Raw genomic sequence first — 21,541 nt, 5'->3', positions numbered from 1 at the left:
TTTTTTATTGATTTAGTGGGAAGTTACAAAAAAATATGAGCGGGGCGACAACATATAAGTATTGAGCCGAATATAATAAGTGGCAATCGAATAGAATTCTAAAGTGAAATTTATTGCATATGTTAGAATAAGAAACTTTTAAACATATCATAAACCAGACTTACAATTAATGGTGATTAATGTACATACTAAATTGGGAGGGAACGAGTTTGGTACAAGCATATAAGCATGAGCCATTTACAGATTTTTCTCGCAGTAATAATGAAATAGCCTATCTTGAAGGATTAGAAGAAGTTAAGAGCTACTTAGGACAAGAGTATGATTTATTGATTAATGGGGAAAGAGTAAAAGCAGAAGAGAAAATAGTTTCGTATAATCCTGCTGATAAACAAGAAGTGATTGGAACGGTGTCAAAGGCGAATCGTGAATTGGCAGAGCAAGCAATTGTGGCAGCCAGTGAGGCATTTGAATCATGGCGTAAGGTGAAACCAGAATCTAGAGCAGATATTTTATTTCGAGCAGCGGCGATTATTCGGCGACGTAAGCATGAGTTCTCAGCATTGTTGACGAAAGAAGCGGGAAAACCATGGAATGAAGCAGATGGTGATACGGCAGAAGCAATCGATTTCATGGAGTTTTACGCAAGGCAAATACTAAAAATGAAGAACGGCATTTCTGTTGAAAGCCGCCCTGGAGAACACAATCAATATCAATATGTTCCGCTAGGAGTAGGTATTATTATTTCTCCATGGAATTTTCCGTTAGCTATCATGGCTGGTACAACGGTTGCTGCAATTGTCTCTGGTAATACAGTGGTATTAAAGCCAGCATCTACAACACCAATTGTGGCTGCTAAGTTTGTAGAAGTAATGGTGGAAGCAGGTCTCCCAGCAGGTGTATTGAACTTTGTGCCCGGAAGCGGAGCGGAAGTGGGAGATTATTTAGTGGATCATCCGAAAACGCGTTTCATTTCCTTTACGGGCTCTCGGGATGTTGGAATGAGAATATATGAACGTGCTTCTAAAGTACAAAAGGGGCAAATTTGGTTAAAGCGTGTAATTGCTGAAATGGGCGGTAAAGACACAATTGTGGTGGATCGTGAAGCGAATCTGGATTTAGCCGCTGAAAGTATCGTGAAGTCAGCATTTGGTTTTTCGGGTCAAAAATGTTCTGCTTGTTCTCGAGCTGTTGTTGTAGAAGAGGTTTATGAAGAAGTACTAGCACGGGTTGTACAATTAACAAAGCAGCTAAGAGTAGGAAATCCAGAAGCAAAGGAACATTTTATGGGCCCAGTCATTGATGCTTCTGCGTATAAGAAAGTTATGCACTATATCGAAATTGGTAAGAAGGAAGGTCGTTTGATGGCTGGTGGAGAAGGAGATGACTCACAAGGTTATTTTATTCAGCCAACCATCTTTGCTGATGTAGAACCGAATGCGCGTTTAATGCAGGAAGAGATTTTTGGACCAGTCGTTGCAATTGCTAAAGCGAAAGATTTTGCGCATGCAATTGAAATAGCAAATAATACGGAATATGGTTTAACAGGTGCTGTTATTTCAACGAATCGTGCGCATATCGAACAAGCGCAAGAGGATTTCCATGTTGGTAATTTATATGTGAATCGAGGCTGTACAGGAGCGATTGTTGGTTATCAACCATTTGGTGGTTTTAATATGTCGGGGACGGATTCGAAAGCTGGAGGTCCTGATTATTTAGTATTGCATATGCAAGCGAAAACCATTTCAGAAATGTATTAAAAAAGCATAGCCAAAAGTAATGAATCATTTACTTTTGGCTTGCTCTTTTTCATTTAGTAGAAAGGTAGAAATGATGAAATTTCTTTATCCTTTAAACTTTTCTGCAGGTATGATTAAGTTTAGGACGACAGCAGCTATCGCTCCGACAGCTGTTCCTGATGAAAGAATATAGTTTAAGAAATCTGGCATTGTATTCAGAATCTCTTTCGGTAATACTGTCGTTCCGATTGTAAGTAGAATTGGCATTCCCATCACAATCATATTGCGATCATCAATTGTAATATGCTGAATAACTTTTAAACCATTCATCACGATGGCGATACAGATTACTCCGAAAATACCATTAATAACAGGTCCGGGAATACATGTAATTAGTGTCGATAGCTTCGGTATTAGACCAAGTCCTACTAGGATAAAACCAGCTGCAATAATGGCACGACGACTAGCAACGCCTGTTATTGCGATTAAGCCCGCATTTGAGGAATAGCCAGTCATAGGAGTTCCGCCAAATAATGTACCAACAAAGCAACCAATACCTTCTCCGAACGATGCTCTGTTTAGTCTTTTATTCGTTAACTCTTCATCAGTAACGGTTGAAACAACAAACCATGTTCCTGTCGTTTCAATTAAAATCACAATGTATATAAATATCATAGTAAGTATGGCGTGTAAATTAAAAACAGGTGCGCCGAAAGGAAAAAATGATGGAAGTGAGAACCAAGCTGCTTCTTTTACAGGTGAGAAGTCAACTGTTCCATAAAGAGATGCTGTTATTGTACCAGCGATAATTGCTAAGATTACCGATACTAAACGAAAGAAGGTACCTAAGCCTTTCGTTTTTCGACCTAGTAAAATACAAATAACTAAGACTGCTGTAGATACAAATGCAATCATGGCATTGTGACCAATAAATCCTGGTGCAGAATAGATGCCGTTAAATGGAATGGGCATTAAAGAAATTCCGACAATGACAATAACTGTTCCTGCGACTGTTGGAGGGATGATTTTTCGTACAACATGCGCAAAAGCTTTTAATGGATAACCAAGAATTGCGATTAAGAGTGCACCTGGCAACAAACTACCGAATACAGCACCCAATCCTAATTTCCCCCCAATTGCTGCTAATGCTCCAATTGGTACATAGGAAGGCCCTTGAACGACAGGTAGTTTTAATCCGATTGTTGTTTGAATAATTGTAGCAAGACCCGCTGCTAAAAAGCACATTTGAATAAAAAATGTGGTATTGGCCGTACTTAATGATAATAAACCAGCAATAATAATCGGTGCTAAATATAAATCCATTGCAAGAACATGCTGCATACCTAACAGTACAGACCGCTTCATACTGATTTTCTCGTCAACACCGACAATAATGTTTGTCGACCTCGTTTGTTCTTCCATTTTTATTTCCTCCCCTTAAAAGACAAAAAAATGTATTTGCTTTAATATTCCCTTTGTTCAGATATAATTACAAACTCACTTGCATTATAAGAAGAAAATTGTCGAATGTAAACAATAAAGCGAATGTTTTTATTAAATATTATAAATATTGTTCGTTTTTTGAATTGACATACTAATACCCCCCATCTTAAAATGGAGGTGCACATTAACTAGGGGGGAACGAACATGATAGTACAAGATCAAGTGTTGCGAAGTGATTGGATTGTAGCTTGTAAGGCGGAAGATGTTGGGGAAAAACCTTTACAAGTCATCGTTATGGGAGAAAGAGTGGTGCTCTTTCGAAATGAAGAAGGGATTCATGCTTTTAAAGACCTATGTATTCATCGTGGAGCTGCTCTATCACTGGGGTGCGTGAAGAATGGAAATCTCGTATGTCCGTATCATGGTTGGGAGTTTGATAGTGAAGGAACATGTACAAAAATTCCTCAATTACCTGAAGGGCGTACTATTCCAGGGAAAGCGAAAGCTGCTAAATATGGTTGCTTAGAGAAATATGGATTTGTTTGGGTGAATTTAGAAAATAGTGATACCGAGCTATTTACATATAAAGAGTTCGACGATAAGTCTTTTCATAGTGTGCTTTGGGGTCCACAGGAAGTGGAAGCAAACCCACCTCGAATTGTTGAGAATTTCTTAGATGTAGGTCATTTAGCTTTTGTACATGGTGGATACTTGGGAGAAGAATTGCACCCTGTTATTGGTGATTATAAAGTACATCAAGGAGAAGATTCTCTGTATTCGGATGAAATTGCCTTGTATCAACCTGATCCAGATGGTTCTGGGCAGGCAAAGCATGTGTATTACACATATGAAATTTTACGTCCACTTACAGTTCGTTTTACAAAGCTAGATAAAGAGAACGGTAACCAAATGGCGATTCTTTTAACCATCTTACCGATTGAGAAGGAAAAATCTATTGCTTATGGTATTCTTTCTTTTAATTATGATACAGGTACGACGGATGAAGAAATTGTAGAATTTCAGAATATGATTTTCGCACAAGATAAGCCGATTGTAGAAAATCAGAAGCCTGAGGATTTGCCACTTGATTTACAAGTAGAGCTTTCGCTCATTTGTGATCGCATGAGTATTGCGTATCGTCAATATTTGACGAAACTAGGCGTAGTATTAGGAACAGCATAATAGATTAAATAGGTAGACTGTAGATGAAAATTTGCAGTCTATTTTTTGTAAGAAATGACTTTTGCACGAATATTGCCTTAACGTGGCAAAATTTGATAATATTATGAGTATGGCTTTTGGTCGAAAAAATGCTGGAGGTGGAATGTAGAATGTCTCGTATTTCAACTGAACAAGTAAAGCACGTAGCGAATCTAGCACGATTAGCAGTGACAGAAGAAGAAGTAGAGAAAATGACAAAAGAACTAGATGCAATTATTTCATTTGCTGAACAATTGAATGAACTAGATACAACTGGTGTGAAACCAACATCACGCGTTGTTGAAACAGTTAACGTTCTTCGTGAAGACGTAGCAAAACCAGGTTTACCGGTTGAAGAAGTAGTGAAGAATGCACCAGAACATAGAGATGGACTAATTGTAGTACCATCAATCATCGATTAAAGGGGGGAACTTTATGTCACTTTTTTCACAAAGTTTAAAGGAATTACAAGGTCTTTTACTAAAGAAAGAGGTTAGTGTATCTGATTTAGTAGATACATCTTTTAAACGTATTGAACAAGTAGACGAGACAGTTGCTGCTTTTCTTACATTAAACGAAGAGAGCGCACGTCAGCAAGCAAAAATTTTAGATAAAAAGCTAGCTAAAGGAGAAGCTCAAGGTTCTCTATTTGGTATGCCTATCGGAATTAAAGACAACATCGTAACGAAAAACCTACGCACTACATGTGCTAGTAAAATATTAGAAAATTTCGACCCGATTTATGATGCGACTGTTATTCAAAAGCTTCAACAAGCTGGAACAGTAACAATCGGTAAATTAAATATGGACGAGTTTGCAATGGGTTCTTCAAATGAAAACTCAGCATATAAAACAGTTCGTAACCCATGGAATACAGACTGTGTACCAGGTGGATCATCAGGTGGTTCGGCAGCATCAGTAGCGGCAGGAGAAGTATTATTCTCACTTGGTTCAGATACAGGTGGTTCAATCCGTCAGCCAGCAGCATATTGTGGAGTAGTCGGAATGAAGCCTACTTATGGTCGTGTATCTCGTTTCGGATTAGTAGCATTTGCTTCTTCACTAGATCAAATCGGGCCGATTACAAATCGTGTAGAAGATAATGCGTTTCTATTAGAAGCTATCTCAGGAATTGACCCAATGGACGGCACATCAGCAAATGTAGAAGTTCCTAAATTCTCAGAAGCTTTAACAGGTGATGTAAAAGGCTTACGTATCGCTGTGCCAAAAGAATATCTTGGTGAAGGTGTAGCGGAAGATGTGAAGCAATCTGTATTAGAATCGTTGAAAGTTCTAGAATCACTTGGCGCAACATGGGAAGAGGTTTCTCTACCACATTCTAAATACGCGTTAGCAACATATTACTTACTATCTTCATCTGAAGCATCAGCAAACTTAGCTCGCTTCGATGGCGTTCGTTATGGCTACAGAACACCAAATGCTGAGAACTTAATTGATATGTACAAGAAAACACGTGCAGAAGGCTTTGGTAGCGAAGTTAAACGTCGTATTATGCTTGGAACATTTGCTTTAAGCTCTGGTTACTATGATGCGTATTACAAGAAAGCTCAACAAGTTCGTACATTAATTAAGAAAGATTTCGAAGATGTGTTTGAGAACTACGATGTTATCGTCGGACCAACAACTCCAACACCAGCATTCAAAATCGGTCAAAATACGAAAGATCCATTAACAATGTACGCAAATGATATTTTAACAATTCCTGTTAACTTAGCAGGTGTACCAGGTATTTCGGTTCCTTGTGGCTTATCACAAGAAGGATTACCTTATGGCTTACAAATCATCGGTAAACATTTCGATGAAAGTACAGTTTACCGCGTTGCTCATGCGTTCGAGCAAGCAACAGATCATCATACAAAAAAACCACAACTGTAAGGGGTGAGGAACATGCAACAATTTGAAACAGTAATTGGTCTTGAAGTACACGTTGAATTAAAAACTAATTCAAAGATTTTCTCATCAAGTCCAAACCAATTCGGAGCTGATCCGAACACGAACACGTCGGTAATCGATCTTGGGTATCCAGGGGTACTACCAGTACTAAACAAACAAGCAGTTGATTTCGGGATGAAGGCAGCAATGGCAATCAATTGTGAAGTAGCAACTCATACGAAATTTGACCGCAAAAACTATTTCTATCCAGACAATCCAAAAGCTTATCAAATTTCGCAGTTCGACCAACCAATCGGTGAACATGGTTATATTGATATCGAAGTGGATGGCTATAAGAAGCGTATCGGTATCACACGTATTCATTTGGAAGAAGATGCAGGTAAATTAACGCATGGTGTAGGTGGTAATTCACTTTGTGACTACAACCGTCAAGGTACACCCCTTGTAGAAATCGTTTCTGAGCCAGATATCCGTACAGCTAATGAAGCGTATGCATACTTAGAAAAATTAAAATCAATCATCCAATATACTGGTGTTTCTGACTGTAAGATGGAAGAAGGATCACTTCGTTGTGATGCGAACATCTCAATCCGTCCAGTAGGTCAAAAAGAGTTCGGAACAAAAACAGAGTTAAAGAACTTAAACTCTTTCAACTTCGTTCGTAAAGGTATCGAATTCGAAGAACGTCGCCAAATTGCGGTTGTTTCAGCAGGTGGTACGATTGATCAAGAAACACGTCGTTTTGATGAAACGACAGGTAAAACATTGCTTATGCGTGTAAAAGAAGGTTCTGATGACTACCGTTATTTCCCAGAGCCAGACTTAGTAGAGCTATACATTGATGATGAGTGGAAAGCGCGCGTTCGTGCGGAAATTCCTGAGCTTCCAGATACTCGTCAAAAGCGCTATGTTGAAGAATTAGGCTTACCAGCATATGATGCAGCTGTATTAACAGTAACAAAAGAAACTTCTGATTTCTTTGAAGCGACTGTTGCAGCAGGTGCAGATGCGAAGCTTGCTTCTAACTGGATTATGGGTGAGCTTTCAGGCTATATGAATGCAGAAGGAAAAGAACTTCACGACCTACCATTAACGCCACAAGCGTTAGCTGGTATGATTGTGTTAATTGAAAAAGGAACGATTTCTTCTAAAATTGCAAAAACCGTTTTCAAAGAGCTAGTTGAAAACGGTGGCGATGCAGAAACAATCGTCAAAGAAAAAGGTCTTGTTCAAATTTCAGATGAAGGTGCACTTCTAAAAATCATTACAGAAGCACTTGATAACAATCCGAAATCAATTGAAGACTACAAAGCTGGTCAGAAGAAAGCAACTGGCTTCTTAGTAGGTCAAATCATGAAAGCAACGAAGGGACAAGCTAATCCACAAGTTGTGAACAAGCTACTTACACAAGAGATTGAAAAACGATAAAATAAAAGGGCTGTCTCAAAAGTGCTTGAAAAGCACTTTTGAGACGCCCTTTTACACTTTTTTTATCATTCGAAATTGTTTTCAATTAAATCCCTATTTTGTTTAATAGACAATTATGGTTGATTTTTGCGCTTTTGGTCAAGATGAAACTCCACAGACTTCTTTTATAAATTAACGCATCCTCTTTTTAATTTTAGTGGTTTTAAATACAGATAACGTGCGGAATTCATCTAGTGGTCACACCATGGACACATCGATGAAGTATGCTAATTTATGTAAATATAAAGGAGGAACTTAGATGGCAAAGAGTTTACTTGATAGAGGAAGGATGATTGCTTTGCTACTTGTAGCAATCATGATTATTCCAATTGTTTCAATTCAAAAAACAGAAGCGGCGACGTTGAAAGAAGCAACCGTTGATGTTCCAACTGCTACAGTAAAAAGCGCTCCAAACAATAATGCTAAAACAGTAGGAACAATTAAGAAAAGTCAAAAGGTAAAGGTGTATGCTCAGACACAATCGGGATGGGCAGAAATTCGTTTTAATAAAAAGAAAGCGTATCTATCAAACAAATCAATACGCTTTTATAAAACAACATCTATAGCAAGCGTAAAGAAAATAACAGATCGCGTTATTGCTATCCAAGAAGAGGTAAAGGATCAATCGTATACGTTAAAACAGTTACATGCTATTATGGATCCAGCTTTTACGAAAACGTACTTCAATCAGTATGTTAAATCGAATCTTCGTGTTGTTGGAAAAGATAAAAAAGGAACTCCCATTTACGGACCGAATGAATCAGACTCAACAGATTTCTATGTAGAACCATTTGATTGGTATTTAAAGTATGCGAAAGAAATGCCGATTTTTTCATATTATGAAAAGGCTGGTGTAGAGTATTTGACTGTTTCTCAATGCAATCCTGTTAATGAACTATATCTTCCACATTGGCATCATGTGTATTTAATGAAAGAGCCGAAGGGTGAATGGAAAGTTTATAATGTCGGTACTAACCTTAAGAAGTAGTATTTTTCTTCTTCTCACGCTTTTATAATGGATATACATGAGCGAGAGAGAGAAGGAAGATACCCACATGGCACAAAGTGTATTGATTGTAGAAGATGAGGAGCTTGTACGAGAATTTATTTCTGATTATTTCGAAAAAGAGGTTTGGTCCATTTATGAGGCAGAAGATGGGCAAGAAGCATTATCCATTTTTGAAAAACAACAGATTGATATTGTCATTTTAGATGTAATGCTTCCAAAATTGGATGGATGGACGGTTTGTAGAAGGTTAAGAAAAACTTCCTCCGTACCTATTATTATGTTAACGGCACGTAATGATGAAGATGATAAATTGTTAGGGTTTGAAATGGGTGTAGATGATTATGTGACGAAACCTTTTAGCCCACGAGTTCTTGTTGCGAAAGCAAAAGCATTGCTTAAACGTAGCATGGGTGATGTGTACATGAATGATGCGACACGGAAATTTGGATTGTTAGAGCTTAATGAGCGGTCTCGAACTGTAAGTGTAGCAGGAAAACAAGCAGAGTTATCACCTAAGGAATTTGATGTGTTGCTTTATTTAATTAAACAAAAGGATACAGTGTTAACGCGTGAACAGTTGTTAAATGCCGTTTGGGGATATGATTTTTTTGGAGATGCAAGAACTGTAGATACACATATTAAGAAATTACGTGCAAAGTTAGGTGAAGAAAGCAAGCGAATTGTTACCGTGATACGTGTTGGTTATAAATTTGAGGGAATGTAATGAAGAACATTAGTATTGTATGGAAATTATCGATTTTTACGTTTGCTGTCTTCTTCTTTTTCTATGGTTTGTTATTAATAGGGCAAGCAACTTTTTTTGAACGATTTTATTTGTATCAAAAGGCTAGTAAGCTAGAAAAGAAGTTGGAAGATACGAAACAACAAATTATCAAGAATCCTCAAGACGAAGAAAAGATGTCGCGAATGGCTGGGGAGTTTATGGAAGAAAATGATGCTACGTTCACTATAGCATCAGATGTTTTTGGACGCTACGCTTTGAATCCATATCGCATCACTATGAAAACGAAAAATGGCATAAAAAATATCATACTTTCCAAAGAAGGAATGCGACTAAATCAAATTCCTTCAACCCTAAAAGTAGGAGATCAAGTAGTAGTTGATGGGTTTTATATAGATACAAAGAATCGCTCGATGGAGCCTGTGCAGGTACAATTAACAGAAAGAATAGTGAAAGAGTTACCTGTTGGTCTTACACGTATAGAAGGAACGGTTATAAGCTTAACTCTTCCAAAACAAAGAGCCTACAATGCGTTCTATCAAGATAGTTTAAACTCTACCATTCTTCATGAAATAGCTATGAATAAGAAATATACGAAATCATTGAATCAAGGTAAAAAAGTTCAATTGGAGTGGCAGGATGTAGTAAGTGGTATTAAGTATGCTGTCATTATGTTACCTCTTTCTTTACCGAAAGATATGCCGCAATATGTAATGGCTTATACTTCCTTGCAACCAGTTGATGAAGCCATGGAAACAATGAAGCAATATTATGGTTACATTGCAGGTGCAGGTGTATTGCTTTTACTAGTTCTTAGTTATGTGTATTCGAAGATGGTAGCTAGCCCGTTAGTATCTTTAAACCAAGGCGCGAAAAGGTTAGCGAAACTAGACTTTACTGTAAAACTTTCAAAGCGAAATCGAGATGAAATTGGTGAATTAGCAGATAGTCTTGAACAAATGTCATCTCATCTACAAGAAACGATTCAACAGTTAACGCTAGCAAATATACAGCTTCAGGATGAGCTGAGTAAGAAGCAACAACGAGAACAAATACGAAAAGAATTTACAGCAAATGTATCTCATGAATTGAAAACACCTTTAGGTATCATTCGTGGATTTACGGAAGGCTTGCAAGATGATATCGCTCAAAATAAAAGAGAAAGATATTTAGACCTTATTTTGAATGAAGTCGAACGAATGGATGGTATGGTATTAGATTTACTACAACTTTCCAAATATGAAGCAAATGTCATGTCTCTTCGACAAAGCGTGTTTTCTTTACATGATATTATTGAAAGTGTGATTGAACAATTTAATCAGCAATTAGAGGAAAAGCAATTGGCTATACAATATGAGCCAATCGCAAATGATTTGGTTCATGCTGATGAAAAGAAAATATCACAAGTTTTTATTAATATGATTAGTAATGCTATTCGACATGCGGAAATGGGAACAGCAGTTACTATTTATTTAATTGAGCATAAGAAAAAGATAGAAGTGCAAGTTGAAAATAAAGGAGAGCTAATACCAGAAAATCAACTAGATCGTGTTTGGGCTCAGTTTTATAGATTAGATGCTTCGCGAGATCGTAAGCTAGGTGGAACGGGGTTGGGCCTTGCAATTGTTAAACAAATCTTGCAGCTTCATAATAGTGAGTATGCTGTAAGAAATGGCGAAAATAGTGTTATTTTTTCGTTTGATTTGGAGAAAAGTAATTAAAATTTGGCAGTTCAAAAAGTGATATTTAATCACTTTTTGAACTGCCTTTTATGCTTTTTTTTACCATTTTATATCACTTTATACTAAGAGAATAGTACAATATTAATTATACATTATGTAACTTGTAGTAGAGATAATACGTATTAATAGTATAAAACTGAATTTAGGGGGCATGTAAATGGAAATTCTTTTTACTTTATTTATTTTATTCATGATAGGTTTAGTTCTTTCAAAATTAGTCCTAGCTGGGAAATCAGGAGCTTCTAAAAACAACTCATTTAATCATACATCAACAAATCATCAATTCTATGGGACAGAAAGCATTGATAATGGCAGGCATGACCGTCATCATGATCATCACCACCATCACGATCATGGAGGGAATTGTGACTATGGTGGAGGAAGCGATTTTGGCGGTGGTGGAGATTCTGGTGGCGGCGGAGGTTGTGACTGAATCTACTTTTGTCATTGAAAGGTACGGAAGATTTTTTGCTTTTCTCACTTCTTATAGGTAAAGTTTGAACAAGGGGGAATGAGAAATGGAAATTACGATATATGTAGGGGTTATTGTGGTTATTGGGATAATAGTTGCTATAGCGGTTAAGTTTAGTGACGCTGAAAAGTATAAGAAACGCAGACGAAAATGAAGGTAGATGAGGGATCGAACCGCCGTTATGATTATACGGAAATACCTACCTTATATTTGAAAAGCAACAAAAGACTAGGAAATGATATCAAGAAATAACAAATGCTTTGAGTAGCCAAAAACAGTTTGAATAGTATACAATGAATAGTGACTTGGAATTAAATTCAAGTCCCTTTGTTTTTGTATGAGAAGTTTAGGTATTACTAAGAGTGGGATACTTTATTTATATGTGTAGCTATTTTGAATACAGTACTATATAATCAATTTCATTATTAAAAAGTTAACAAGTTGTTTTAGTAAAATAGGTTAAAATGAATTTTACGTATAGGATGATGACAATGAAACGGGCTAGATTAATATATAATCCAACTTCAGGGCGAGAGGCCATTCGAAAGCACTTACCAGATGTATTAGCAAAGCTTGAAGCGGCAGGTTATGAAGCTTCCTGTCACGCAACTACCTGTGAAGGAGATGCAACAAGAGCGGCTCGTATAGCAATTGAAAGAAAATACGATGTTGTTATTGCTGCAGGTGGAGACGGAACGATTTATGAAGTAGTAAACGGATTGGCGGATGCTGAGCATCGTCCAAAACTAGGTATTATTCCAGTTGGGACAACAAATGATTTTGCACGAGCAATTCACGTTCCACGTTCGGTAGATGCTGCGGTTGATATTATTACGGCAGGTAATACAATTCCTATCGATGTTGGAAAGATGAATGAAAAATACTTTATCAATATAGCGGGTGGCGGTCGTTTAACCGAGCTTACATATGAAGTACCTAGCAAGTTAAAAACAATGCTAGGTCAGCTTGCCTATTATTTAAAAGGTATTGAGATGCTACCGTCTCTAAAAGCAACAGATGTAAAAATCGAGTATGATGGTAAATTGTTCGAAGGTGAAATCATGCTATTCCTTGTTGCGAATACGAACTCTGTTGGTGGTTTTGAGCGTTTAGCACCAGATGCATCGTTGAATGATGGTATGTTTACATTGCTTATCTTAAAGAAAACAAATCTTGCGGAATTTATTCGTATCGCATCGCTTGCAATTCGTGGAGAACATACGAAAGATCCAGCGGTAATTTATGTGAAAGCCAATCGTATTAAAGTAACATCTAAACAAAAAATGCAATTGAATTTAGATGGAGAATACGGTGGAGTTGCTCCTGCAGAATTTGTGAATATGTATCGCCATTTTGATGTGTTTGTACCTGAAAATTTTATGCCAGATGCGATTCCACAGCGCTTAGAATCAGAAGAAAATGAATAAAGAGGAATAGCCTAGTAGGCTTATGGACTTTTTGTATATGACAGACCAATTTGTGATAAGTTGGTCTGTTTTTTTATATAGTTATTTTGGAATATGGTGGAAAGGGGATGTTTTATTTATGAGAAGAAAAGTCACTAACTTAGTTGCATTTATTATCCTATTAATCGCATTAATAGGATGCTCCAATGAAGTTCCTAAAGAATTTGATTTGAAAGATTTAACTAGAGTGGATGTGCAAATTCAAGCAAATGGAAACTCTGAAGATGACTTAATCATTGCAGAAAAAGATAAAATCAACGATTTAAGAAAAGCATTTGGTGAAATAAATTGGGAACCAAACGTGAAAGCAGAAATGTCTCGAAAAGAAGATGTAATCGCCACTCTATTCTTTACATTTGATAAAAATATGCCAGAGAGATTATGTGAGTATTTTATTTGGTTTAATCAAGGTGGTGGAACAGCTACTTTTATTGATAAGGAAAAGAATACGTTTGGCACTTTAGATAAAGAGAATACAAAAACAGTAAAAGATATTTTGTTAAACACTTAAGGAACTCATTATGTGAAATGAAGAAAGTAAACGATGATTAAATTGTGTCGGAAATATGTCGATGGAAAACATTATATTTCTTTGTGATGATATTGTGTAAATGCTTTCATAGCAATGTTTTACCCTGTTATTTTTTTTGGTTAGAAAGAATGTTAGATCTTTGTGAAAAAAGGATGGAAATAATATGATGGTTTGTCTCGTGAATTATGCTTTTTCTTTCACAAACATTCGATTATACTCAATATAATTGTATAACAATAACTATATTGAAAGGATGATAATGTTGTTGCATTATCGTACTCATTATATTGACGATTATAAACCTTGGGTAACGTTTGTTCATGGAGCAGGGGGTAACTCGGCTGTATGGTTTAAACAATTACGAGATTATAAGAAGCACTTTAATATTCTATTAATAGATTTACGTGGTCACGGGAAATCACAATTGGTTTCATGGAAAGATGATGATAGTTTTACAACCATTGCTAAAGAAGTAATGGCTGTACTTGATCGAGAAAATATAAAGAGCTCTCACTTTGTAGGTATTTCATTGGGGACAATTGTTATCCAAACCATTGCTAAGAATTATCCAGACCGTGTTTCTTCTATGGTTTTAGGTGGAGCAATCACGAGTTTAAATCTACGTACGAAATTCTATTTGACGCTCGGTCATTTCGGTAAGCACATTCTTCCGTATATGTGGCTTTATCGTTTATTTGCATGGATTATTATGCCGAGAAGCAATCATAAGGAAGCGCGTGTGACGTTTGTTGAACAAGCTAAACGTATGTGTCAAAAGGAATTCATTCGTTGGTTCTCATTAACGAAAGACGTAAATCCATATTTAGAAGAATTACAAAAGGATTTTCAAGACATTCCTACGCTGTTTGTGATGGGAGAAGAAGATTATTTATTTTTAGATGCTGTTGAAGACGTAGTGCTTACAACAAAGAGCTATGTAAAGCTAGAATGCATTGAAAAAGCCGGACATGTTTGTAATATCGATCAATCTCAGGCCTTTAATGATGTATCAATCAATTTTATATATGAAAATAGCGGTGTCATTTTACCTGTAAAAACAAGTTGATAGAAAAAAGATGAATGGGCTCTCCCTTCATCTTTTTTCTATGAGTAGAACAATGACAAGTAAAGCTATATAGTGGCTTTCTTTATTGTGCTAACTCTTTATGGTAGAATCAATCTAGTCTAATTTAGAAAGTAAGCCAAATTGGCATCACATAGAAAAGGAAGTTGAATAAATGAAGAAGAATGCACCAGTCAAGAAAAATGACATCGTGACAGTTGAGTTTGAAGATTTAACACATGATGGTTCAGGTGTAGCAAAAGTAGACGGCTACCCATTATTCGTACCATTTGCATTGCCAGGAGAGAAAGCAAAGGTTAGAGTCATTAAAGTAAATAAAGGCTATGGCTTTGGACGCTTAGAGGAAATTCTTGAGCAAAGTCCAGATCGAGTGGATTATCCTTGTTCATTGCATAAAGAATGTGGAGGTGCTCAACTTCTACACTTAAGCTATGAAGGACAATTACGTGCGAAAGAAAAACAAGTTCGTGATGCTCTAGAGCGTATTGGTGGTTTAAAAGGCGTGAAAGTACATCCTGTAATGGGTATGGAAAACCCTTGGCAATATCGTAATAAAGTACAAGTACCTGTAGGTTTCCAAAATGGTCGTACGGTAGCTGGTTATTACAAGAAGCGTAGTCATGAAATCGTTGATATGACAAACTGTGGTGTTGAACTATCAATGGATGACAGCATCGTATTGAAAATCCGTGACATCTTGGTAGATAACGGAATCACTCCTTATGACGAGAAGGAACATAAAGGAACTATTCGTCATATTGTTGTTCGCTGGGCAAAAGCTACTGGTGAAATCATGGTCGTTCTTGTAACTCGCACGAGAACACTGCCGAATCAAGAAGAACTTGTGAAAGATATTGTGAAAGCTATTCCAAATGTAAAGAGTATTGTTCATAACATCAATGTAAAACGTACAAATGTTATTCTTGGCGACCGTTCTTTAACTCTTTGGGGTAAAAGTACAATCACAGATATGATTGGAGAAATTAAGTTCGCTATTTCTCCACGTTCTTTCTATCAAGTAAACCCAGTACAAACGAAAGTATTGTATGACCAAGCTCTACAATATGCGCAGTTAACAGGAGAAGAAACGGTTATTGATGCATATTGTGGAATCGGAACAATCTCTTTATTCCTTGCTCAACAAGCGAAAAAAGTATACGGTGTAGAAATCGTTGAAGATGCAGTTCGTGATGCAAGAGAAAATGCAAAGCTAAATAACATTACAAATGCTGAATTCGTTGCTGGACCAGCTGAAACAGTGATGCTTGATTGGCAAAATGAAGGCATTAAAGCAGATGTCATCGTAGTAGACCCACCACGTAAGGGCTGTGAGGAATCATTATTAAATACGATTCTTGCAATGAAGCCAAAACGAGTAGTGTATGTTTCTTGCAATCCAGGAACATTAGCACGTGATTTACGCATTTTAGAAGATGGTGGCTATAAGACGGTCGAAGTACAGCCGGTTGATATGTTCCCTCAGACGACACATATTGAATCAGTCGCTTGTCTAGAGCTAGAATAGAATTAATCAAAAACGAATTCCTAATGGGAATTCGTTTTTGTATTATATTGTGAAAGCTTCTAACGACTTTTTATTTATTGAATAATTCACACTACTTGAAATAAGGCGCTTTTTTTAAGATAACACAAACTGGTACAGCAACTATAATGCCTAATACATTTTGAACGAGATCTCCAGGGATTGAAGCTAGAGGTGCAATCCAATTAGCGTATAGAATTCCTTCACCAACGTAGTAAACGGCTACCATAAATGGAATAGAAACGATTGTTGCAGTTAAGTTTAACGCAATGCTGTCACCTTTGCGACCATTTGACCAAGCAATTTTACCAACTATATATCCTTGCAAACCACGCGCTACAATGGTGATAGGTGCCCATAAAGCCCAACCTCCAAGTATATCGAATAACCCCATTCCTATTGCACCAGCAATAGCCCCTTTTTTAGGACCAAATAAAATAGATGCAATAAAAAGCATGGCTGTTCCTAGATGAACTAAGCCTCCATTTGCAGTAATGGGTAGTTTAATATTCAAAAATACAGTAGAAACGAATACAAGTGCAACTAACATTGAAGTCATAATTAAATCAAAAGTTTTTTGACGCGTCTTGGAATAACTTTGTGTATTTTCCATATTTGTAAATCTCCTAACTACAGAATTTACCGATTACTTTAACAAAAAACTGACATATACAAAAGGGTCAATTTTTAAGAAAACGTAGGGGTCAGTTTTTGAATTGCCTTAATTAAAAAGCAAATAAAACACAAAGTTATAAAAGTAGTGCTATATTCAAATGGATTGTTTAGAGCACACAAATTAAATAAATTCCTTTAATTATCTGAACTATCAGGTATTTTCCCTATTTTTTATTTGTGTTAATATGAATAAAGTTTAAGTTGGAAAGATCTTATGGAGGTTATTATGAAAAAAGTCGCTGTAATACAAGATTTATCATCGTTTGGAAAATGTTCGTTAACAGCTGCGATTCCGGTTCTGTCGGTAATGGGGGTACAGGCATGTCCTTTACCAACTGCTATATTGTCTGCGCAGACAGGTTTTTCGAGTTTTTTTTGTGAAGATTTTACATCTAAAATGCAATACTTCGAAGAGGAATGGAGCAAGCTTCAAATATCCTTCGATGGAATCTATACTGGCTTTGTAACAGGGCGGGAGCAAATTGATAATATTTTTCGTTTTTTAGATACATTTCAAACAAAGGAAACTACTTTACTTGTTGATCCGGTAATGGGGGATGTAGGTGAAGCCTATAAACTTTTTACTGAAGAATTGCTAATGCGCATGAGAGAGCTTGTGAAATGTGCAGATGTGATTACACCAAATGTAACGGAGTGCTGCCTATTAACTGGATTGTCTTATGAAAAATTACATAGCTATTCAAGTGAAGACGATTTTATCAAGGCATTAGAAGAAGCCGGAAATACATTGCAACAAGAAACGGAAGCTAAGGTAATTATCACTGGCGTTAATCCACCGTCGACACATACAGATAAGCAGTTCATCGGTAATATGTATTTGGACGGGACTAAAACATTATATGGATCAATGCCGTATAACGGTAAAAGTTATTCTGGTACGGGTGATTTATTTGCCTCTGTCTTAATGGGAAGCATGATGCGAGGAGAAGACCTAGAAAAATCTGTACAGCTTGCAGAAGCATTTCTAACTGCAGCCATTACTGATACCTCCCTAGATCAAATACCTAAAGAAGAAGGAGTTAACTTCGAGAAATTTTTGAGAATGTTATTATAAAAGGGATAATACTAACGGGTTATTCAATTTAATAAATTGTTAAAAGGCTTGAACATAAGGAGGAATCCACATGCTTCAAGCTTTTTTGGTTTTAAAGAATGATTAATATCATATAAATAATGGAGAATGATAGATTGCTAAGTATAGGATTAGGTATTAATTAAAAAAGTCGGGCATTTATAGTTTTTTTGATATAATAAAATGCTTGTAAAATGTTGAAATGTGTTTAGCTTAATTGGTAAAACTGTTTTAAGGAGATGAATAATATGAAAGCACGTCAGCACAAATTAGCTGCAAAGGATGCACTAAAAGGAAATTGGGGCATAGCTATTGGGGTATTTTTTATTTATTTTATACTTAGTGGTATTGTGGGAGCTATTCCAGATGATTATTACTGGCTTTATGTTCTTGGTTTTGTTTTCTTTTCTGCACCACTATCAGTAGGGTATAGTTGGTTTTATTTAGAGCTGAAAAGAGGAACTAACCCGAACTTGGAAAAGTTGTTCTCAGGCTTTAAGGACAACTATGTTCGAAACCTATTAAGCTCTGTATTAGTAACCATTTTTACTTTTTTATGGTCATTATTATTAATTATTCCAGGGATTATTAAAGGTTTGTCGTATTCTATGACTTTTTATATTTTACGTGATAATCCACAAATGAGTGCTCTGGAAGCAATTACAGAAAGTCGCCGTTTAATGGACGGTAAGAAGAAGAACTTATTTTTCTTATGTTTATCTTTCATTGGATGGTATTTGATTCCGGTTGCTTTCTTTATTGTAGCAACGATTTCATTAATTATAGGATTTATAGATGGAGTTGCTAATCCTTTCGGGATGGTCATGCTTGGCATTGGTAGTTTGATTGTAGGTGGACTTGTTATGTTTGGAGTAAGTATATATGTAACGCCATATTATATGACTTCGATAGCAGCCTTCTATGATAATTTCGTGAAGCCAACGATACAAGAATCAAAGCAAGAAGTGGAAGAATTGAATCCACCAGTAGAATAAAATAATTTGATAAAGGCGCCTTAGGGTTATGGAAACTAGGCGCCTTTTATATATGAGAAAAATAGAATGGTTTTTTACTTCATCTTTCTAAAATGAAGTTTTTTTGATGGTAAAGATGTGTATGTATAGAATATTCTGATAATTAATGATAGAATTACTATCATATTTTAATGGCGCTATTTACATGTTAAGCACAGTGCCATTTGATATAAACGAATATTTTTCTAGGAGGTAATCATGTTAAGTAAAGGTTATTGTAATGATGTCGTCTTAAATCCAGCGGAAATTATTCGAAATGACCATAATATGAAGCCTAATCAATGGGTTAATAAAATCGATCATTATCTCGTTCTTTGTATTTATGAGCAAGAGAAATTATCTAAAATTGAAACAAAGAATGGCATGGCCTTTCATACGCTTCCTTTAAATCAAAAAGTCGATTCGAATACTTTTGTTATTTGGGAACGAACTTATAGAGAGAGTGAAGAGTTATTTGTAAACTTGCGAATTAAATCACGTAACCAGATGATTAAATGGATAGCTAGTACTATAGTGGCGTATCTTCTAAATAAATATGATGCTCAACTGAATCAGACTTCCAAACGGAATGTAATCACTCACGATAGTCAACAAATAGAGCAGTACGTTGAACGAATGGAAAATGTAATTAAGGCAAATACATTTCTTAGTGAGGATGCTGCTTGGGAAGAATTTTGTTCATCGTTTCGTATTCATTTAACAGAATGGATACTTGAAGAGATGGAGAGGACAATTGGTTTGGAAAAAATGGAAGCGATGCATAATCAAGAATTAAATGATTTATTCTACCAAATGATTACGAAAAATTTTTCATCAAACACCATATTCCTTTCTGAATATATAACAATAGTAAATGATTATACATCTGAATGGATAAATAATATTAAGGCTTCTATGAATCTTAATAATTATTCATCTGAAGATATTGAAGCATTACTTCAAATATCTAATTCCTCTGGTCAACAGCCAATTCCTCAAAGAAAAGATCTTCTCTATACATTAGCAGTCGACCAACATTTACACGTTATGAACAATGCACCATATCAATACGTGCGAGAAGCGCTTTATAAGAAAAACTTTGTCATTACCTCAACCTCACCTTGGCCAACTACTCCACTCTATAAAGGTAATATAGAAGGAAGCGTTCAATTTCGACCGTTTCAAAACGAAAAAGAGGCAATTCAACATCAGAATGCTTATGACGAAGCGTATCTTCAATCAAAAAGTTTAACAGACTTAGAAGTTGATATATTTGATGCATTATGTAGTATTTTTCTTTTAAAATCACGATATTCTGAGGATATTATTGAAATTCAGTTTGATGATTTATTAGTCATTCGTGGGCTTAAACCTAAACTTGGAGGTGAAGGGAGAAGAGGAGGCTATGAACAGAAACAACGAGAGCAAATTATGAAATCGCTTACAATGATTCAAAGTTTATGGATAGAACTAGAAAAAGCAACTGTATATGAAAAAGGAAAGCCTGTTCAGACACAGCTTCAAGGTCGGACATTTTTATTTGTAACGAATGATCGTACAGAATATGATATCTCTATGCAATCAACTCAAAAAAAGTTTACTTTTACAGTTGACAAAGTGTTTGCGAAATATCTATATGGTTCAGGTAGACAAATTGCATTGCTACCTATACAAACATTGCAATATAATCCATATCGACAAACATGGGAAAAAAGATTAGCTAGGTATTTTAGTTGGAGATGGAGAACACAGGCACGGAAAGGTGATTTCCTACAACCTAATAAAATACGAACTTTAATCGAAGCAATTGGGGAAAAAGTCAATGAGCGTGCACCATCTAGGACGCGAGATCGTTTAGAAAAAGCCCTTGATTTATTATTGGATGATGGTGTTATAAGCGCATGGCATTATAATAGTTGGGATGAAGCGATAGCAAATAATAAGGGATGGGTTCGGATTTGGCTAAATACAACGATTAGTGTTTACCCACCTGAAATCATTAAAGAGCAGTATCGCTCAATCGAAAAAACGAAGAAAAATACGAATTCTGTAGTAGATTATTCAGCAGTAAAAAACAAAAAGATGAAAGGAGAATTCATAGGAGAGCAATTACGAAGCGTCCGTAAACGGCTGCGCTTATCATTATTGCAAGTAGCTGAAGAGCTTGAAATTTCCTCATCTTATGTGAGTAACATCGAAAGAGGGATGAAAGAGCCTTCTGTAAAGGTTCAAAATAAAATAATAAAATGGATGGAGAGATTTACGTAAGTTGTGATCAATCCTCGTTGATTGTGTTAAAGAGGGGCTGTCCGAAAAGTGATTTTCAATCACTTTTCGGACGCCCTTTTACGCTTTTTGTACCATTCGAACTCGTGTTCATTTTAATCTCATTTTTACTTAGTAGACTAAA

Annotated in this window: 18 protein-coding genes; 16 read left to right on the top strand and 2 right to left on the bottom strand. The window is 36.1% G+C overall.

The window, feature by feature from the left end; translation table 11 throughout:
• Positions 1–209: 209 nt before the first annotated feature.
• The gene (pruA, locus tag TX86_RS21345) at positions 210–1,757 is read left to right on the top strand and encodes an L-glutamate gamma-semialdehyde dehydrogenase (RefSeq protein WP_042352002.1); all 1,548 of its coding nucleotides are present in this window, start codon (positions 210–212) and stop codon (positions 1,755–1,757) included.
• An 84-nt stretch (positions 1,758–1,841) separates the two neighbouring features.
• On the opposite strand, the gene TX86_RS21340 is transcribed toward pruA, so the two are convergent.
• Positions 1,842–3,158 carry a uracil-xanthine permease family protein gene (locus tag TX86_RS21340; protein WP_042352001.1) on the bottom strand — a complete coding sequence of 439 codons (1,317 nt, stop codon included), beginning with the start codon at positions 3,156–3,158 and terminating at the stop codon, positions 1,842–1,844.
• Between the two features lie 225 nt (positions 3,159–3,383).
• Here TX86_RS21340 and TX86_RS21335 point away from each other — a divergent pair, with 225 nt between their 5' ends.
• The 12 genes from TX86_RS21335 to rlmD all read left to right on the top strand — a co-directional run bounded on the left by TX86_RS21335 (position 3,384) and on the right by rlmD (position 16,332).
• Entirely contained in the window at positions 3,384–4,361 is a 978-nt protein-coding gene (locus TX86_RS21335) for an aromatic ring-hydroxylating dioxygenase subunit alpha (protein ID WP_042352000.1), read from the top strand.
• A gap of 149 nt (positions 4,362–4,510) precedes the next feature.
• Positions 4,511–4,801: an Asp-tRNA(Asn)/Glu-tRNA(Gln) amidotransferase subunit GatC gene (gene gatC / locus TX86_RS21330; RefSeq protein ID WP_042351999.1), complete on the top strand. Its 291-nt coding sequence runs from the start codon at positions 4,511–4,513 to the stop codon at positions 4,799–4,801.
• A gap of 13 nt (positions 4,802–4,814) precedes the next feature.
• Complete coding sequence (gatA, locus tag TX86_RS21325; RefSeq protein WP_042351998.1) at positions 4,815–6,275, top strand: Asp-tRNA(Asn)/Glu-tRNA(Gln) amidotransferase subunit GatA; 1,461 nt, start codon at positions 4,815–4,817, stop codon at positions 6,273–6,275.
• 12 nt (positions 6,276–6,287) lie between these two features.
• Complete coding sequence (gatB, locus tag TX86_RS21320; RefSeq protein ID WP_042351997.1) at positions 6,288–7,721, top strand: Asp-tRNA(Asn)/Glu-tRNA(Gln) amidotransferase subunit GatB; 1,434 nt, start codon at positions 6,288–6,290, stop codon at positions 7,719–7,721.
• 298 nt (positions 7,722–8,019) lie between these two features.
• Positions 8,020–8,748, top strand: coding sequence for an SH3 domain-containing protein (locus tag TX86_RS21315; RefSeq protein ID WP_042351996.1), 729 nt, complete (start codon positions 8,020–8,022; stop codon positions 8,746–8,748).
• Between the two features lie 67 nt (positions 8,749–8,815).
• Complete coding sequence (locus TX86_RS21310; RefSeq protein ID WP_042351995.1) at positions 8,816–9,493, top strand: response regulator transcription factor; 678 nt, start codon at positions 8,816–8,818, stop codon at positions 9,491–9,493.
• Positions 9,493–11,232, top strand: coding sequence for a HAMP domain-containing sensor histidine kinase (locus tag TX86_RS21305; protein WP_042351994.1), 1,740 nt, complete (start codon positions 9,493–9,495; stop codon positions 11,230–11,232). The genes TX86_RS21310 and TX86_RS21305 overlap by 1 nt, the downstream gene beginning before the upstream one ends.
• Before the next feature lie 178 nt (positions 11,233–11,410).
• Positions 11,411–11,686: a hypothetical protein gene (locus TX86_RS21300; protein ID WP_042351993.1), complete on the top strand. Its 276-nt coding sequence runs from the start codon at positions 11,411–11,413 to the stop codon at positions 11,684–11,686.
• 530 nt (positions 11,687–12,216) lie between these two features.
• Complete coding sequence (locus TX86_RS21295) at positions 12,217–13,152, top strand: diacylglycerol kinase (RefSeq protein ID WP_042351991.1); 936 nt, start codon at positions 12,217–12,219, stop codon at positions 13,150–13,152.
• A 118-nt stretch (positions 13,153–13,270) separates the two neighbouring features.
• Positions 13,271–13,702, top strand: a complete 432-nt coding sequence (locus TX86_RS21290; RefSeq protein ID WP_042352076.1) for a hypothetical protein — start codon at positions 13,271–13,273, stop codon at positions 13,700–13,702.
• 283 nt (positions 13,703–13,985) lie between these two features.
• Positions 13,986–14,789 carry an alpha/beta fold hydrolase gene (locus tag TX86_RS21285; RefSeq protein WP_042351990.1) on the top strand — a complete coding sequence of 268 codons (804 nt, stop codon included), beginning with the start codon at positions 13,986–13,988 and terminating at the stop codon, positions 14,787–14,789.
• A gap of 172 nt (positions 14,790–14,961) precedes the next feature.
• Positions 14,962–16,332, top strand: a complete 1,371-nt coding sequence (gene rlmD / locus TX86_RS21280; protein ID WP_042351989.1) for a 23S rRNA (uracil(1939)-C(5))-methyltransferase RlmD — start codon at positions 14,962–14,964, stop codon at positions 16,330–16,332.
• A 91-nt stretch (positions 16,333–16,423) separates the two neighbouring features.
• Here rlmD and TX86_RS21275 read toward each other — a convergent pair whose 3' ends face one another.
• The gene (locus TX86_RS21275) at positions 16,424–16,963 is read right to left on the bottom strand and encodes an ECF transporter S component (protein WP_042351987.1); all 540 of its coding nucleotides are present in this window, start codon (positions 16,961–16,963) and stop codon (positions 16,424–16,426) included.
• Positions 16,964–17,251: 288 nt separating this feature from the next.
• Here TX86_RS21275 and TX86_RS21270 point away from each other — a divergent pair, with 288 nt between their 5' ends.
• From TX86_RS21270 to TX86_RS25945, 3 genes are all read left to right on the top strand, one after another.
• Positions 17,252–18,100, top strand: a complete 849-nt coding sequence (locus TX86_RS21270; RefSeq protein WP_042351986.1) for a pyridoxamine kinase — start codon at positions 17,252–17,254, stop codon at positions 18,098–18,100.
• A gap of 266 nt (positions 18,101–18,366) precedes the next feature.
• Positions 18,367–19,113: a DUF975 family protein gene (locus tag TX86_RS21265; protein ID WP_052343820.1), complete on the top strand. Its 747-nt coding sequence runs from the start codon at positions 18,367–18,369 to the stop codon at positions 19,111–19,113.
• Between the two features lie 237 nt (positions 19,114–19,350).
• A complete protein-coding gene (locus tag TX86_RS25945; RefSeq protein ID WP_052343818.1) occupies positions 19,351–21,399 on the top strand; it encodes a helix-turn-helix domain-containing protein in 2,049 nt (682 codons plus the stop codon).
• The last annotated feature ends 142 nt before the right edge of the window (positions 21,400–21,541 follow it).

The sequence above is a fragment of the Bacillus massiliigorillae genome (genome assembly GCF_000380245.2).
In the GTDB taxonomy this organism is placed as follows: domain Bacteria; phylum Bacillota; class Bacilli; order Bacillales; family DSM-1321; genus Bacillus_AD; species Bacillus_AD massiliigorillae.
Note: the sequence above shows the minus strand (reverse complement) of the source record. Positions and strands in the feature narration are given on the sequence as shown.

What these genes read in the sequence shown, in the direction of transcription:
- gatB (WP_042351997.1), top strand. Translation starts at nt 6,288, where the DNA reads ATGCAACAATTTGAAACAGTAATTGGTCTTGAAGTACACGTTGAATTA.
- TX86_RS25945 (WP_052343818.1), top strand. Translation starts at nt 19,351, where the DNA reads ATGTTAAGTAAAGGTTATTGTAATGATGTCGTCTTAAATCCAGCGGAA.
- TX86_RS21270 (WP_042351986.1), top strand. Translation starts at nt 17,252, where the DNA reads ATGAAAAAAGTCGCTGTAATACAAGATTTATCATCGTTTGGAAAATGT.
- TX86_RS21295 (WP_042351991.1), top strand. Translation starts at nt 12,217, where the DNA reads ATGAAACGGGCTAGATTAATATATAATCCAACTTCAGGGCGAGAGGCC.
- gatA (WP_042351998.1), top strand. Translation starts at nt 4,815, where the DNA reads ATGTCACTTTTTTCACAAAGTTTAAAGGAATTACAAGGTCTTTTACTA.
- TX86_RS21315 (WP_042351996.1), top strand. Translation starts at nt 8,020, where the DNA reads ATGGCAAAGAGTTTACTTGATAGAGGAAGGATGATTGCTTTGCTACTT.
- gatC (WP_042351999.1), top strand. Translation starts at nt 4,511, where the DNA reads ATGTCTCGTATTTCAACTGAACAAGTAAAGCACGTAGCGAATCTAGCA.
- TX86_RS21305 (WP_042351994.1), top strand. Translation starts at nt 9,493, where the DNA reads ATGAAGAACATTAGTATTGTATGGAAATTATCGATTTTTACGTTTGCT.
- TX86_RS21335 (WP_042352000.1), top strand. Translation starts at nt 3,384, where the DNA reads ATGATAGTACAAGATCAAGTGTTGCGAAGTGATTGGATTGTAGCTTGT.
- TX86_RS21310 (WP_042351995.1), top strand. Translation starts at nt 8,816, where the DNA reads ATGGCACAAAGTGTATTGATTGTAGAAGATGAGGAGCTTGTACGAGAA.
- TX86_RS21290 (WP_042352076.1), top strand. Translation starts at nt 13,271, where the DNA reads ATGAGAAGAAAAGTCACTAACTTAGTTGCATTTATTATCCTATTAATC.
- TX86_RS21340 (WP_042352001.1), bottom strand. Translation starts at nt 3,158, where the DNA reads ATGGAAGAACAAACGAGGTCGACAAACATTATTGTCGGTGTTGACGAG.
- rlmD (WP_042351989.1), top strand. Translation starts at nt 14,962, where the DNA reads ATGAAGAAGAATGCACCAGTCAAGAAAAATGACATCGTGACAGTTGAG.
- TX86_RS21265 (WP_052343820.1), top strand. Translation starts at nt 18,367, where the DNA reads ATGAAAGCACGTCAGCACAAATTAGCTGCAAAGGATGCACTAAAAGGA.
- TX86_RS21275 (WP_042351987.1), bottom strand. Translation starts at nt 16,963, where the DNA reads ATGGAAAATACACAAAGTTATTCCAAGACGCGTCAAAAAACTTTTGAT.
- TX86_RS21300 (WP_042351993.1), top strand. Translation starts at nt 11,411, where the DNA reads ATGGAAATTCTTTTTACTTTATTTATTTTATTCATGATAGGTTTAGTT.